The organism is Pedobacter sp. SG908, assembly GCF_011759615.1.
In the GTDB taxonomy this organism is placed as follows: Bacteria; Bacteroidota; Bacteroidia; order Sphingobacteriales; family Sphingobacteriaceae; genus Pedobacter; species Pedobacter riviphilus.
This window is the reverse complement of record NZ_JAAOYY010000001.1, coordinates 146,538-162,091: the sequence shown is the minus strand read 5'-3', so window position 1 is coordinate 162,091 and position 15,554 is coordinate 146,538. Positions and strand designations below refer to the sequence as shown.

Sequence of the window (15,554 nt, the reverse complement as noted above, 5' to 3'; positions counted from 1 at the left end):
ACATATTTTTTTTTAGGGCTTGAAATAAAGCATCTGAACTATCGTTAAGTTAATAAAACTTATCACATTTAGTTGCTTATGACAAAAACCTCTACATCAAAAAACAATGTAAATTTATCTACACCCAACATGTTTCAGCCTAAAACTGATATTGAATCGGACGCAGAAATCGACTTATTTTATGATCAAATAAAAGGTAAGTTGGATAGGCTGGCTAAAAATCCTCAAGATGAAACCATCAACAAGATTTTAGCTTACAGCCGAACAAAATAGTAAATTTTACATGAGCAAAAAAGCTTGTTCCACAGGGTGGGGCAAGCTTTTTTTTTGAAAAATCAAAAAAATAAGATGGAGGATCTAGGGACGTATAAAAACAATCGGATTTAGGTGATCAGGAAATGAGCGGTCTGTGGTTCTTGGCATTTTGTAGCCCCGCTTTCACTTATAGTCCTCGCTGCGCTCCGGGCTATTCCGCTCAATCTGGTTTAGAAACAAGGGGTTGTGCACCCTGCAACCCCACAAATAAAATACCGCACTGGCCATCTAGCCCCGGTTGAAGCGTCTACCCTGCAACGACGAGGTACGAGGAAGCGAAGCGTAAAAGCGCAAAACGGGAAGAAATTTATTCTTTAGTACAGGCCTTGCGCTCCAAATCAAAAAAATAAGATGGAGGATCTAGGGACGTATAAAAACAATCGAATTTAGGTGATCAGGAAATGAGCGGTCTGTGGTTCTTGGCATTTTGTAGCCCCGCTTTCGCTTATAGTCCTCGCTGCGCTCCGGACTATTCCGCTCAATCTGGTTTAGAAACAAGGGTTTGTGCACCCTGCAACCCCACAAATAAAATACCGCACTGGCCATCTAGCCCCGGTTGAAGTGTCTACCCTGCAGCGACGAGGTACGAGGAAGCGAAGCGTAAAAGCGTAAAACGGGAAGAAATTTATTCTTTAGTACAGGCCTTGCGCTCCAAATCAAAAAAATAAGATGGAGGATCTAGGGACGTATAAAAACAATCGGATTTAGGTGATCAGGAAATGAGCGGTCTGTGGTTCTTGGCATTTTGTAGCCCCGCTTTCGCTTATAGTCCTCGCTGCGCTCCGGGCTATTCCGCTCAATCTGGTTTAGAAACAAGGGTTTGTGCACCCTGCAACCCCACAAATAAAATACCGCACTGGCCATCTAGCCCCGGTTGAAGCGTCTACCCTGCAGCGACGAGGTACGAGGAAGCGAAGCGTAAAAGCGTAAAACGGGAAGAAATTTATTCTTTAGTACAGGCCTTGCGCTCCAAATGCGAAAAGTATCTTAGTATAACCTGAATCCGATTGTATTTCGTCAATTGCGAGGAACGGCGAAGCAATTTCTTTCGGCTGGCCTGTAAACACAAAACAATCGAATTTAAGTGATTAGGAAATGAAGAAATTTAGCAGTGAATCATCCTATCACATATTCCACATTATATGCCACCCCCACATTTTCCCTCACCTATAAATGGCCTAATTTTTACAATCCCCTACCAAAAAAAGCCTTACCTTTGCATAGTGTAATTTTAACACTAAGGGTACTATGAACAAGAATTTACTTCCACTCACTTTAGGCGGTTTAGGCATCGGGATTACAGAATTTGTGATGATGGGCTTATTGCCCGATATCTCAAAAGATTTAGCCGTAACCATCCCGCAGGCTGGACATTTAATTTCAGCCTATGCACTGGGTGTGGTAATCGGCGCCCCTTTGTTGATTATGATTGCAGGTAAATACCCGCCAAAAATGATATTGATTGCTTTGATGGTTATGTTTACGGTTTTCAATGCTTTCTCTGCTTTTGCTCCAACTTTTAATACCCTGTTTATTGCCCGATTGCTTTCGGGCTTACCACATGGCGCATTTTTTGGCGTAGGATCGGTAGTGGCCAGCAGAATAGCCGAAAAAGGGAAAGCAGCTCAAGCCGTATCGCTCATGTTTATGGGCTTAACCATTGCCAATATTGTAGGCGTACCATTGGGTACCTTTATTGGCCATAACTTTTCTTGGCGCATATCTTTTGCTGTTGTCGTACTTGTTGGCCTGGTTACTTTGTTAAGTTTAAAATTATGGCTACCAGCTTTAGAAGCCACAAAAAACCGCGATTTAAAAGCCGAATTAAGTTTCTTCAAAAAAAGAGAAGCATGGATCATTATTTTCATGATCTCTATCGGAACGGGTGGATTATTTACCTGGTACAGTTATATTGCCCCATTAATGACAGATGTTGCCGGTTTCTCGCCAAATGCTGTAACTTATATATTAATGCTGGCTGGTTTAGGCATGATGTTCGGTAATTATATTGGTGGGCGTTTGGCCGATAAATTCTCTCCGGCAAAAGCATCTGCAGCATTATTGCTCACCATGGTTGTTACCCTAACCATTGTGCACTTCGTATCCGCAAGTCAGCCATTAGCTTTAATTATGACTTTTGTTACCGGTGCAGTTGCTTTCTCATTGGCCGCCCCTATCCAGATGTTAATGATCCAGAGTGCTAAAGGCTCCGAAATGTTAGCCGCTTCAGCAAGTCAGGCCAGTTTTAATATCGGCAATGCGCTCGGTGCTTTCTTCGGCGGCCTTCCGTTAGTATATGGCTTCGATTATACCTCGCCGGCTTACGTTGGCGCAGCAATGGCTCTGGTAGGCGCATTTTTTGCATTCTGGCTGATCAAAAGTAATCAGGGCGTAACGGAACAGGTTAAAGTTCCAGCTACCTCTTTTCACTAATTCCTTTTTATTCTGTTTGGAAAACAAAGGTTAGTGCAAGCAAAAATTTCAGCCCTGCTGTACACTATAGCCTCGCAGAAAAAGCTCGGGCTACCGTTCCCATCAGGTTTACAATGAAAGGCTGTGCCGTTAATTAAAAACCCAGCACACAATTTTCGAATGAGTGAAAATTACGCTGCCTCGCCCATTCTCTTCAACAACCTTAAATGAGATTTTATCCCTCCGAAATAACTGGTACAATTGGGTGTTATGCCGCTTTCGTTTAACATTTCGTACAATATTTTACTGATCTGCGGATAATACACATGATGATAGTGCGGAAATAAATGATGGGCGATATGATTGTTAAAGCCACCCAAAATAAAGTTTGCCGTTTTACTAAAAGGATGCATATCGTTCGAACTTTTTACCTGGTTCATCAGCCACGAAGCATTGATGTAACCCTGCGCATCTGTTTTCGGATACTGCGTTTCCTCTACATGGTGCGTCATAAAAAATGTAAACAATAAAAACAACGATTGGCTTAAATGCATCATCAAAAAGCCAAGCACTATCACATACCACTGCTGGCCCGAAAAAAATATGGGCAGCACCAGCAATAAACTGATATAAGTAATTTTCTGAAGTACAAAAGACAGATAATACTTAAAACTCTTTTTAACCGAAAAGCCATCATTGCCAAAAAGAATCACAAAATCTTTAATAAAAATCCAGAACAGCGAATAGGTCGTATAAGCCAATGGCGCATACAGGTGCTGGTAAGCATGAAACCAATACTGTTTACTATCGGGTACTACGCGGATCAGCTTCGAAATTTTAAGGTCTGAATCATAATCTTCTACATTTGGTGCATAATGATGTGAGTTAACATGCCGCAGTTTCCATGCTTCAGCATGTGCACCCACCAATGTGTAAATAGCCACAAAACAGATATGGTTAAGCCGCTTGCTTTTAAAAATGGTATTGTGCGAAAAATCGTGCGAAAAGTTAAAGGCAAAGAGCAATGAGATAAAACCATAGCCCATAAAACAGCCTATAAAACCAATTGGATTAACAATACGGTACAAAGCTAAATAGGCCAAGAGAGTGAGCGAGAAATATACAACGAATTTAGCCGCAATTATCCTTATAAAAGCAGATTTATCGATTACCAGCTCTTGCGCTACACGCTTGTATATTGCTTTTAGCAACTGACTATCAGCCGCTACATGAATATGTTTATCCTTCATATGGCATCGGGATTAAGTGCTCACTTCTGCCCATTATTTTCAAAAACCTAAAATGTGAGGCTAAAGATTCGCCGTATGACATTTCCATATAAGTAAGCTTGTGCTTTTTAGCCAGCGCTTTAAAAATTGGAATAATATCAAGGTAATGCACATGGCAAACGTTCGGAAGCAAGTGATGCACCGCATGGGCATTAAAACCACCCAATGTCCAGTTTAGAAATTTACTTTCAGCATGATAATCTATAGAAGTAAGAAACTGCAGTTTCGGCCAGCTCATATTCAATTTATGATCTTTATCAGGCATCGGATGAGATACATAATCTGATAAGTGTGCAACACCTAACACCGATACAAGCAGCAGCGAAATAATAAAATGGTTCAACAGGAAAGCCATCAGCACTACTGCCCAACCGAAAGGCAACAGATAAATAGGCAAAACGATCATATAACCTATATACAAGAGTTTATATACGACCAGCTTTATGGCTTCAATGCGGGGAATCACCACTTTAATGGTACGACTCGATAAATTGAACAACATCAGGGCTTCCCTAAAAAAGAACCAGTTAATAGAATAAAAGAGGTACAAAAACGGCGCATAAATAAACTGATACCGGTGGTACCTTTTTAAAGGTTGCGATTCAGTCATCCTAAACAGCGGGTTATTGAGCACATCAATATCACTACCTTCTATATTGGTATATAAATGGTGAGATTCGTTGTGGTTCTTACCCCATACATAAGCATTATTGCCCAGCAGATTAAAACTCAACGAAAACAGCAACTGGTTCCAAAATTTACTTTTAACCGCTACACCATGGGCAGCATCGTGCGAAACATTAAAAGCAGTGAACAAAACCGAAAGCCCCATCAGCAGGTAAAAAGCGTAAAATGCAAATACAGAATCGCTGGTGATCATTAAGGCGTAAAACAGGATGTCTAAACCGAAGTAAAGGAAGATCTTGAAAAACATTTTTGCGTTTCCCGTCTTTCTCTTTCCGCTTTGAATAAAATATTGTTCTATCTGCTTGTTCAATTCTTTGTAGAATTCGGAGCCCTCATCTTTTATAAATCTTAATTTGTTCATGTCGTTATTTATTTAATCCTTTTAAAATGATAAGCAGAATCGTAAGAAACACCTACCCCGATAAACAATAAAAGTGCACCTGAACTGTCATAGGCATGATTTAAGATAAGCCCCCCGTCGCTAGCAAGTCCTATTCGCGTCTTCTCACTTTTTGACCCACCTAAAATGTAGGGTACTCCGTGAAATTCAACATATTTATTTCCCAAAAGCAGTAAACCTCTTGACTGCAGCTTGGCAGATAAGGTTATACTGTCTACGATTATGCTGTCCTTTTTAAAATTAAAACTGATCTGGTTATTATCCATCACCCTTACATCTACGGTCAGATTTTCAGAAGCTTTAAAATCGATTTTTTGCTTGCTGATATAGTGATGGAAGCGCTCGATTATCGGTTGATAACGGAGTGTTTCGGCTATTCCATTCTTTTTATAAGCTAAATCAGGAAATAACTGGTAGGTACCCGAAAGTTTTGACACCTGGCCTTCATTCAGCTTAACCTTGTGGCGCCTGATAGGCCTGTCAGAAAAAGAAGCGCAGCCCGAAAACAATAGACAGAAAGAAATAATACAAATAAGCCACTTAAAGTAGTGGATTTTATTATTCAGCCTACTACCGTTGGCATAAGGTTGAATTGAAGTTGAGATAAGCACATTCATTTTGATGCATTTTAAATTTGTTTATCAAATCTAAAACACTCCACAATGCGCTATTAACCCCAAAGATTACACATTATTAAAAAATTAATCTTAAAGGTAATTTATACTTCCTAAACATAATTATAAATTATATTTATTAAATTAACACCCAACAATAATCCATCGGATTATTAAAAATGGCAAGATTTCATTTATAAATTAATCTTTATGGATAATCAGCAAGCATTATTTTTTCAGGCCATCAGAGCGGCCCTGCCCGAATACCAGAACCTGGCGCTGAGTGTAGCAGAAGAATTAGGAATAAGTACCAATGAGGCCTATAAGAAAATCAGGGGGGATAGCAACCTTACTTTCCAGCAGATCATCAAGCTTTCCGATTGTTTTGATGTCCCGTTTCTGTACAGCCCGAAACAATCGTTATCGGTTACTTTTAGCTATTTAAGTGTAAATGAAGATTTAGATATGATTGGCTATCTCCGGAATTTACTGGACAATATAAAAGCCATCAAGAACAGCAACAAGAAACACATCACCATTACTACTGACGATATTCCTTTATTTCATTTTTTCAAGTATCCTGAACTCACCAGTTTTAAACTGTTCTTTTGGGCAAATAGCGCAAACAACCTGGAAATGCCGTTCAGCTCTTCTTTCTTATCCGATGAGATTATTAAAATTTCGCAAGAGCTGCATGCCACTTATCTGGAAATACCAAGCACCGAAATATGGTCTAAAGACACCGTAACAGGTACACTCGAACAGATCAGGTATGCATTCGAAGCCGGGCACCTTACCGATACCGAACTGGCCGTAAAAATTGTAGAGCAGGTAAGGTATTGCCTCACCGATATGAATATGTACGCCATTAGCAGCAAAAAAACCATCGACCCCAATCATACCTTTAACTGGTACAATTGCGATGTATTGGGAAGCATCGCTTACCTGGTCGATTTTAAAGACCGCATGGCCTGCTACAACAGGTTTAATACTTTTAATTACTTAAGAACCGAAGACCAGGCTTATTGCAAACAAACCAAACAATGGATGCAGGGCCTGATTATGAAATCAGTTTCTTTTAGCGGTCAGGGTGAAAAGCACCGCAATAAATACCTGTATAATGCCTTTGCCGAATGCGACAAGTTGTTGAGGGAGATCACCAATGGTTAGCTTAATAATTAAGCGTTAAGCCTGCGCCAAAACCCATATCGCTATCATAGTGCGCAGAAATACCCATGTATTTTGTGGTAATAAATTTAAGTCCGCCCATAAATTCTTTATCGCTGTTTACCATAAAACTAGCCCTTAATCGCTTAGAAATCGGTATATCTTCGCGCATTAACTGTAAACGCACATTACCATCGTGGTACACTTCTGCCTGCGCTATTACTAACATGGGCAAAGTATAGGCAAGCCCTACACTAAACATACTTCTTTTATCCTTTGTGCTTTTCTGGCCAAAAATATTGCTTTCAGGTTCGCCAGCTTCCATTTTCCGGTAGCGCCAATCAAAACCCACAAAAGGCATTAGCCACTGCATCCTGTCTATATACCGGCCAATATGAGTTTCGGTTTCAAAGCCGTGCATTTTATTATAACCTAAGCGCCACTCGGTTCCAATACTCCAACGTGTATTGGCCAACATGGCCATACCGTCGTTTCCATTGCTGGCAAAATCATTTTCGGCCATAAAATGAAACATCCTATCATCGGCAAAAAGTTTTCGCTGTGCCAGTTTAGGGTTTGGGATTTCGGGATTTAGCGGCGAGTTTTCATAGCTGAAAATTTTACCCATCCCACTCATCATGTGGTACAAAATATGGCAGTGAAAAAACCAGTCGCCACTTTCAGAGGCACTGAACTCAATCGTATCACGCTCCATGGGCATAATATCGAGTACATTTTTTAAAGGAGCATAATCCCCCTGGCCGTTAATTACCCTAAAATCGTGCCCATGCAGGTGCATAGGGTGGCGCATCATACTGTTGTTATATAAAATGATCCGCAGGTTTTCGCCCTTTTTGATGAGGATTTTATCTTCCTCAGAGATGGTTTTATTATCTAAAGTCCACACATAACGGTTCATGTTGCCCGTTAACTGAAACTCCATTTCACGGGTTGGGGCTTTAGGCAAAACCGTTTTTTCGGGCGAGCGCAACATATCGTAATTTAATGTTTTGATGGGGCCCTTCATGTTATGGTTATTCCCCATTTTATGGTCTTTATGGGCATCAGCAACTACAGTATCTGCTCCCGCATCATCCAGCTCAGCATACATTACGGTATTCATATCCATCACCTGATTCTGCATTTTCATGCCTTCCATCTGCACCAGATTACCGTTCATATCCATCATTTCGTTCATCATTTTCATGCCCTCGAAATATTTCAATTTGGGCAATTTTTGAGCCGGCACTTTTTGTCCACTACCCAGCCATAATGAAGCCGATTTGGTTCGGTCTTCAGGTGTTACCAAAAACTCGTAACTTTTATTTTCGGGGATGGTTACCATTACATCATAGGTTTCGGAAACGGCAATAATCAGCCTGTCTACTTCTACAGGCGTTACATCGTTACCATCATTGGCCACTACCATTATTTTACCACCAGCATAAGTGAGCCAGAAATAGGTCGATGCCCCTCCGTTAGCAATACGCAACCTTACCTTATCACCTGCTTTAAGGTGGTTTGGCACCTGATATTGATTTTTTCCGTTTACTAAAAATGCTTCATAATACACATCACTCACATCCATGGCAGTCATCCGTTTCAGTTCGTTGGTGAGCTTGGTCTTAAAGTGTCCGCTTTTTATGGCTTCAGCATAACTTTGTGTTGTACCTTTTTTTATGGCGAACCAATCATTGGCATTGTGCAATCGCCTGTCCACCTCGTGGGGCATCATATTTGTCCATTCACTTAAAACAACAGGTACAGTAGGTATAGCGGGCTCTTTTCTTTTATTTAAGATCATTGCGCCGTACATCCCAATCTGCTCCTGCAGGCCCGAATGGCTATGGTACCAATGGGTACCGTTCTGTATAATAGGGAAACGGTAAACATGGGTTTTGTTGGGTTCAATAGGCATTTGCGTTAAATACGGAACACCATCATACCGATTAGGCAAAAATAGCCCATGCCAATGCAATGAAGTTGATTCTTTTAGCCTATTGTGCACATATATTTCTGCTGTATCGCCCTCGGTAAAGGTTAGCGTTGGCATAGGTATCTGCCCGTTAACCGCAATGGCTCTTTTAGCTTTCCCGCCAAAAGTTACCGTTGTATCGGCAATGTACAAATCATAACGTACCACCCTTGGTGGCTTGTTGTTACTTAAAGTTTCTACATCGTTACCTTTTTGGGGGGCTTTTTTAGGGTCGGCTGCTTTTACCTCGTTGTGCTGATGTTGGCCAAAAGCAAAACTACTGAGCAAAATACTAAGGCAACAAACTAAAATAAACTTCATTTTGTGGCTTGTGTTTTTATTTAAGCACTTCGGCAACCTTACCACAAGTTAACATTTTATTCCCATAATATGGGTTTTTTATTGCCTCGCCTTCGCTTAACCAATAGCTTTTTTTCATGGGGCAATAAGCGTAATAAACAGGCTTATCATTCAGTTTTACAGCTTTTACCAAAGCATAAAAATCGGTTGATAAAGAAGTAAAATGATCTCTTTGGTGTTCTATATCTTTACTCTCGGCAATGTGCTCGGCATCAAATAATATTTTATCGCGCAACACTTTCGAAGCATTGGTTTTTTCGTTGGCTTTTATCGCATTAATGAATGCAGTAGCCTTGGTACCAGCTACACCTGCATTGCTGCCAACTAAGGCATCTTTAACTTCGTAATAAGCTTGTAGTGGGCTAACCGCTGCTGCTTTTTCCTGAGCTGATAAACCGCCAGCCATCATTAGTACAATAACCTGGATTGCACATAATTTAAATAAGGTCTTCATTTTGTGTTTAAATTTTAAACAAAGCTAGCGGTATGGCCTTTCCTGATGTTATACTTTTACCGAAAATGTTTATATAATTATAGCCTTACCATCGGGCCACGGGTTTGGCGTTAAGCCATTAGCAGTTAAACGGATTAAAACAGTTATAAAGGTATTTCTACACGAGCAGTTACTTACGATATCTTTTTTTGTTTTTGGAAATGGACGTCCAGTAATTCTCCGGGAGCAGCAGTCCCGTTATCCGCTTTATCCCGATAGAAACCTGCGAAACAAGCAAGCACACCAAAGTATAACATAAACACGTGCTTAAATCGGAATGCACGCGCCTACCGGGTTTATTTAACAAAGGTTGCTGCAAAAACGGCGAAACGCTTTAGTAATATCCCACGCTCAACCAATATCTATCAGATCGGGTTTAGAAAACAAGGGATTATGCCGCCTGCAACCCTAAAAATGAAATACTGTATTGCCCACCTAGCCCTGGTTGCAGCGTTACCATGCAGCAACGAGGTACGAGGCAGCGAAGCGTAAAAGCGCAAAACGGGAAAGAACTTTTTGTTCTGCACAAGTATTGCGCTTCAAGTGATGTTTGTGTTTTAGGGTTAGGAAATGTGTAGCCTGTGGTGCTTGGAGGGCGACAGCCCCGCTTTACGCTTTACTCCGTTGCACTCCGTGTTCGCTGCAATCGGGTTTAGAAACAAAGGTTTTGCGCCCTGCAACCCAACAAATGAAATACTGTATTGCCCACCTAGCCCTGGTTGAAGCGTTACCCTGCAGCAACGAGGTACGAGGCAGCGAAGCGTAAAAGCGCAAAACGGGAAAGAACTTTTTGTTCTGCACAAGTATTGCGCTTCAAGTGATGTTTGTGTTTTAGGGTTAGGAAATGTGTAGCCTGTGGTGCTTGGAGGGCGACAGCCCCGCTTTACGCTTTTCTCCGTTGCACTCCGTGTTCGCTGCAATCGGGTTTAGAAACAAAGGTTTTTGCGCCCTGCAACCCAACAAATGAAATACTATTGTGGCCACCTAGCCCCGGTTGAAGCGTTACCCTGCAGCAACGAGGTACGAGGCAGCGAAGCGTAAAGCGAAAGACGGGAGGAAACTTCCTGTTTAGCACAGATCTTGCGCTCCAAATATAAGCTTATTCTATCGGTTGGTGTCTCACCGACCGAAAACGCAATTGTTTGTATATTGAAATTAGGAAATGGAGGGCTTGTGGTTCTTGGCGGTTTGCAGTCCCGCTTTCCATTTCAAGTCCGCACTCGTTCCTCGCTTACGGGCTTTGCATTGCAATCGGGTTTAGAAAACAAAGGTTTTGCGCCCTGCAACCCAACAAATGAAACACTGTATTGCCCACCTAGCCCTGGTTGCAGCGTTACCCTGCAGCAACGAGGTACGAGGCAGCGAAGCGTAAAAGCGGAAAACAGGAAAAAACCTTAATCTTAGCACCAAATTGCGCTCCCAATCTTGGACTGATTAATATCTTTACTTTACCCTTCAAATCCGGTCAGAGCTGAAAGGTTCCTATATAATTCATAGCGACAAATTACAGTTTATCTCCCGGTTCTTCTGTTCTACATGCTCTTCTTCCAATTAAGCAGTTACATTTTCTATCTTTAACCTATATTTGCACATGCTTAAAAAAGAACGCTACAAACTTTTTGTAGAACATTTTTCGGCCAAGCAGCCTGATGCAGAAACCGAGTTACATTATAATAATCCTTATCAGCTTTTAGTGGCGGTAATTCTTTCTGCTCAGTGCACCGATAAAAGGGTAAATATGGTAACCCCTGCACTTTTTCAGCGCTTTCCTAATGCTAAAGCTTTAGCCGAAGCTACACCTGATATTGTTTTCGACTATATCAGAAGTATCAGTTACCCCAATAATAAGGCAAAACACCTGGTGGGGATGGCCAATATTTTGCTTAACGAATTTAACGATGTGGTACCTTCGGGGATTGATGACTTACAGAAAATGCCAGGTGTGGGCCGTAAAACCGCTAATGTAATTGCCTCAGTAATTTACAATGCACCAGCAATGGCGGTTGATACCCATGTTTTCCGTGTGGCCAACCGTTTAGGACTAACCAATGGCAAAACCCCATTGGCGGTTGAAAAGGATTTAGTGAAAAACCTTCCTGAACACGATATCCACATTGCACACCACTGGCTTATTCTGCACGGACGTTATGTTTGTGTAGCCAGAAGCCCCAAATGCGACGTTTGTGAAATTACCTATATGTGCAGGTACTTCGAACGTTTAACCGCCCAAAACGAAAGAGATAAACTAAAAGCTTAAAAAATTATTTTTACTTTACTATTGACATTAGCTAAAAAACATTTACCTTAGCTAAATATATTAGTATTATAAATATCAACATTTAAGCATATTAGCCGATAAACGATTATATTTACGCAATCAATGAAAAAAGAAATGAGCACTGCAAATCCAGATAAATTAAAAGCCTTACAACTTACTTTAGATAAACTAGAGAAATCTTACGGTAAAGGTACCATCATGAAACTTGGCGATACTGCCATTGAACCGATAGATTTTATTTCTACCGGATCAATCAGTTTAGATATTGCTTTAGGTATTGGCGGTATTCCGAAAGGCCGTGTTATTGAAATTTATGGTCCAGAGTCTTCTGGTAAAACCACTTTAGCTACACATATTATTGCCGAAGCACAGAAAAAAGGCGGTATTGCTGCTTTTATAGATGCAGAACATGCTTTTGATCAGTTTTATGCCAAGAAACTAGGTGTAGATACAGATAACCTTTTAATCTCTCAGCCAGATAATGGTGAGCAGGCATTAGAAATTGCCGATAACTTAATCCGTTCTGGTGCTATAGATGTAATTGTAATCGACTCTGTTGCGGCTTTGGTTCCTAAAAGTGAAATTGAGGGCGAAATGGGCGACAGTAAAATGGGTTTACATGCCCGTTTAATGAGTCAGGCACTTCGTAAATTAACCGGAACGATTTCGAAAACGGGATGTTGCTGTATTTTCATTAACCAGTTACGTGATAAAATTGGGGTAATGTTCGGTAATCCTGAAACTACAACCGGTGGTAATGCTTTGAAATTCTATGCATCGGTACGTTTAGATATCCGTCGTATTTCACAGATCAAAGATTCTGACGAAGTTTCTGGTAACCGTGTGAAAGTAAAAATTGTTAAAAATAAAGTGGCCCCTCCTTTCCGTATCGCAGAATTTGATGTGATGTTTGGTGAAGGTATTTCTAAAAACGGTGAGATTATCGACTTAGGTGTTGATTTTGGTATCATCAAAAAAGCAGGATCATGGTTTTCTTACGGAGATACCAAACTTGGCCAAGGTAGAGATGCCGTAAAACAATTGTTAAGCGACAATCCTGAACTTGCAGAAGAGCTGGAAATTAAAATCAAAGCCGAAGTTACAGGCGAACACCTCGCAGAAAAATAAACCGGATCAATTCCGTTTGACATAAAAAAGCGTCCAGATTTAAAATCGGGACGCTTTTTCTGTTTTAGAACTTAGTTAATAACTAACTGAAATCCCAAAGTTTACCGAAGCACCTCTCCCCTTTGAGTAGAAACCTGGCTGCATAAACCACTGCGCCCTGGCAGGAAAATAATCCTGGTTAAAAATATTATCAACACCCAAAGTAAGCTTCGTATTCTTTTTAACCTGGTAAATCCCGGCAAAACTGAATAAATGATAAGCTTTTACTGCACCTTCGTTTCCATTATACACACCATTGCTGTTTTTCTCAAACCTATTACGCGAATTAATGCCGGTATAATTCAATGTTAAATCCAAAACCTTTAAAGGGCTATAACTTACCGAGGCGGTAACTTTTGGCGCAGAGATGCGGCGGCCATTCAGATACAAGTCACCAGCATCGTTAAACTTTCCATTTTTGTCAATATCGCGCTTGCCTTCTGTATAACTATAACTTGCGGCTAAACCTAGCTGATCAAACAAACGGTAATCGGCCGCCAATTCAAAACCATAAATTTTTTCAGGATTTCTGGCCGTATTGAACAAACCTGTAGCAGGATCGTAAACCACCTCAATGCCTAATTTAGATGTACTGATATAACCCGACGCAGAAAATGTTAACCCAGCAATTTTGCTTTCAAAGCCAGCTTCATAGTTATTCACCTTTACCGCATCTGTATTGATCTTATCAATGCTGTTTACTTTCGCATCACGTAAAGCCAGTCCAATATCCATTACCGAAAAACCTTGTGAGAAACTTATAAAAGGATTAAAAACATTAAATTGATTATATCTTAAACCCGCATTAAAGAGGTAGGTACTGTATTTTAAATCTCCTCCCCTTACATCAAAAGATGGCGTAATGGTAGTATTGTTAGCGCCTGTAGTTCTTAAAGTCCGGTAATCATCTACGTCAATACTTACATTTTCGTAACGGAGTCCTGTTTTAAATACCAAATTATCCAGAATGTTGAAATCGGCCTGTGCAAAAGGTGCAATATTGGTCATATCCATTGTGGGTACCCATACCCTACCGTCAACCAGCGGCTGCGCAGTTTTATCTTTCATAAAATCGGCACCATAGGCCAGATTCATTTTTAGAAAGTTAAGGTTCAGGATTGGTGTTTCAAAAAATAAACGTGCACCCTTTTTATCATTTTTGGCAAGCGACTGGCCATCACCTCCATCAAAACGTCCTAAAGAAACATAAAAAACATCTTTACGGGTTTCGTAGTAAACATCTGCATTCAAACTCGAATGAAGAAAAGTACTATCAATCTTATATGATAGATTTAAATTGTGGTTATAATCAACCCCGGTCGGAATCCCAAGTGCTTTCCCTAATACACCAGTAGCTTTCTGACCAGTAGCCACATTACCGTTTACCAGCGTAAAATTACTGTTCTGCAAACTGCTATAGGTATTATAGCTAAACTGGATCCGCTGGTTTTTGGCAGGTGCATAACCCAATTTGGCAAAAACATTGTAACTGTCGGTTTCGCCTAAACTGTAGTTCGGTCCTACCACATCGCCTTTTGCATCTTTATATTCACCGGTTTGTTCATACATCCCACTCACCACGTAATCAAATTTACCCAGTTTTCCGTAAAACATTTGGTTAATTCTACCACCTTCGGAGTTTTTGACTTTAACCAACGATCCGTTTAAATTAAGCTGGGTTTTACCGGCAAACCTGGCTGCAGTATCCGGAACCATCGTAATGTAATTAACTAAACCGCCAGCGGCACCATTACCATAAATGGCTGTGGCACCTTTTACCACCTCTATGCGCTCAAGCACCGAAGGGTCTATCGATCTTAAATCTACTTCTGCATTTCTTAACGGCGAAGATTGCGATACACCATCGACCATCACCAGCATTGGGCGGCCCCTTAAATTTTGCCCAACATTATTCCCGGTTTGTGCCGTAGGGGCAAAACCAGGCACCTGATTGGCGAGTATAGCACTCAAATCAGGGTTAATGGCAATCTCTTTTTCGAGCTTTTTCTTATTTACAATACTTACCGAAGTGGTAACATTTCTAATATCCTCTGGTTTTCTGGAAGTAGAAATCACCACATCATCAAGCATATTGCTTAATGCTTCCAAGGCAACATTTATAGTGGTATCGTTTTTAACCGATAAAATATTCTGGGTAAACGTTTTGTAACCTATAGCATTGATATCGATTTTAAAAGAAACACCGCTTTTGATGTATAAGGAATAATAACCTCTGCTATCTGTTTGAACTTTTTGTCCTGACAGGGAAACGGTTACATAAGGGATTTCGCTATTTTTGTCTTTAACATGTCCTTCAACCTTAACGTTCTGTGCGTGCACGCGAAGGAGATTAAGCCATAAGACAGCAATGATCAGTATAATTTTTTTCATCTATCT

Annotated in this window: 11 protein-coding genes; 5 read left to right on the top strand and 6 right to left on the bottom strand. The window is 40.6% G+C overall.

Going from position 1 to position 15,554, the window contains the following annotated elements; all coding sequences use genetic code 11:
* The first annotated feature begins 78 nt into the window (after window positions 1–78).
* A complete protein-coding gene (locus FHT21_RS00695; protein WP_167292886.1) occupies window positions 79–273 on the top strand; it encodes a hypothetical protein in 195 nt (64 codons plus the stop codon).
* Window positions 274–1,563: 1,290 nt separating this feature from the next.
* Window positions 1,564–2,748 (top strand): MFS transporter, encoded by a 1,185-nt coding sequence (locus tag FHT21_RS00690; RefSeq protein WP_167292885.1) that lies wholly within the window; start codon window positions 1,564–1,566, stop codon window positions 2,746–2,748.
* Window positions 2,749–2,918: 170 nt separating this feature from the next.
* Here FHT21_RS00690 and FHT21_RS00685 read toward each other — a convergent pair whose 3' ends face one another.
* The 3 genes from FHT21_RS00685 to FHT21_RS00675 are packed head-to-tail and all read right to left on the bottom strand — an operon-like array spanning window position 2,919 to window position 5,720.
* A complete protein-coding gene (locus FHT21_RS00685) occupies window positions 2,919–3,977 on the bottom strand; it encodes a fatty acid desaturase (RefSeq protein WP_167292884.1) in 1,059 nt (352 codons plus the stop codon).
* Complete coding sequence (locus FHT21_RS00680; protein WP_167292883.1) at window positions 3,967–5,064, bottom strand: fatty acid desaturase; 1,098 nt, start codon at window positions 5,062–5,064, stop codon at window positions 3,967–3,969. Before FHT21_RS00680 ends, FHT21_RS00685 begins: the two co-directional genes overlap by 11 nt.
* An 8-nt stretch (window positions 5,065–5,072) precedes the next feature.
* Window positions 5,073–5,720 carry a hypothetical protein gene (locus tag FHT21_RS00675; RefSeq protein ID WP_167292882.1) on the bottom strand — a complete coding sequence of 216 codons (648 nt, stop codon included), beginning with the start codon at window positions 5,718–5,720 and terminating at the stop codon, window positions 5,073–5,075.
* A gap of 207 nt (window positions 5,721–5,927) precedes the next feature.
* Here FHT21_RS00675 and FHT21_RS00670 point away from each other — a divergent pair, with 207 nt between their 5' ends.
* Window positions 5,928–6,887 carry a hypothetical protein gene (locus FHT21_RS00670; RefSeq protein ID WP_167292881.1) on the top strand — a complete coding sequence of 320 codons (960 nt, stop codon included), beginning with the start codon at window positions 5,928–5,930 and terminating at the stop codon, window positions 6,885–6,887.
* Between the two features lies 1 nt (window position 6,888).
* Here FHT21_RS00670 and FHT21_RS00665 read toward each other — a convergent pair whose 3' ends face one another.
* Complete coding sequence (locus FHT21_RS00665) at window positions 6,889–9,180, bottom strand: multicopper oxidase domain-containing protein (protein WP_167292880.1); 2,292 nt, start codon at window positions 9,178–9,180, stop codon at window positions 6,889–6,891.
* Between the two features lie 16 nt (window positions 9,181–9,196).
* Window positions 9,197–9,673, bottom strand: a complete 477-nt coding sequence (locus tag FHT21_RS00660; RefSeq protein WP_167292879.1) for a DUF3347 domain-containing protein — start codon at window positions 9,671–9,673, stop codon at window positions 9,197–9,199.
* Window positions 9,674–11,303: 1,630 nt separating this feature from the next.
* On the opposite strand from FHT21_RS00660, the gene nth reads away from it, so the two are divergent.
* A complete protein-coding gene (nth, locus tag FHT21_RS00655; RefSeq protein WP_029280284.1) occupies window positions 11,304–11,969 on the top strand; it encodes an endonuclease III in 666 nt (221 codons plus the stop codon).
* 135 nt (window positions 11,970–12,104) lie between these two features.
* Window positions 12,105–13,118 carry a recombinase RecA gene (gene recA / locus FHT21_RS00650; RefSeq protein WP_113950465.1) on the top strand — a complete coding sequence of 338 codons (1,014 nt, stop codon included), beginning with the start codon at window positions 12,105–12,107 and terminating at the stop codon, window positions 13,116–13,118.
* Between the two features lie 75 nt (window positions 13,119–13,193).
* Here recA and FHT21_RS00645 read toward each other — a convergent pair whose 3' ends face one another.
* Window positions 13,194–15,548, bottom strand: coding sequence for a TonB-dependent receptor (locus FHT21_RS00645; RefSeq protein ID WP_167292878.1), 2,355 nt, complete (start codon window positions 15,546–15,548; stop codon window positions 13,194–13,196).
* Window positions 15,549–15,554 lie beyond the last annotated feature (6 nt).

Coding starts and splice junctions, on each gene's coding strand:
- FHT21_RS00695 (WP_167292886.1), top strand. CDS start 79: ATGACAAAAACCTCTACATCAAAAAACAATGTAAATTTATCTACACCC.
- FHT21_RS00690 (WP_167292885.1), top strand. CDS start 1,564: ATGAACAAGAATTTACTTCCACTCACTTTAGGCGGTTTAGGCATCGGG.
- FHT21_RS00685 (WP_167292884.1), bottom strand. CDS start 3,977: ATGAAGGATAAACATATTCATGTAGCGGCTGATAGTCAGTTGCTAAAA.
- FHT21_RS00680 (WP_167292883.1), bottom strand. CDS start 5,064: ATGAACAAATTAAGATTTATAAAAGATGAGGGCTCCGAATTCTACAAA.
- FHT21_RS00675 (WP_167292882.1), bottom strand. CDS start 5,720: ATGAATGTGCTTATCTCAACTTCAATTCAACCTTATGCCAACGGTAGT.
- FHT21_RS00670 (WP_167292881.1), top strand. CDS start 5,928: ATGGATAATCAGCAAGCATTATTTTTTCAGGCCATCAGAGCGGCCCTG.
- FHT21_RS00665 (WP_167292880.1), bottom strand. CDS start 9,180: ATGAAGTTTATTTTAGTTTGTTGCCTTAGTATTTTGCTCAGTAGTTTT.
- FHT21_RS00660 (WP_167292879.1), bottom strand. CDS start 9,673: ATGAAGACCTTATTTAAATTATGTGCAATCCAGGTTATTGTACTAATG.
- nth (WP_029280284.1), top strand. CDS start 11,304: ATGCTTAAAAAAGAACGCTACAAACTTTTTGTAGAACATTTTTCGGCC.
- recA (WP_113950465.1), top strand. CDS start 12,105: ATGAGCACTGCAAATCCAGATAAATTAAAAGCCTTACAACTTACTTTA.
- FHT21_RS00645 (WP_167292878.1), bottom strand. CDS start 15,548: ATGAAAAAAATTATACTGATCATTGCTGTCTTATGGCTTAATCTCCTT.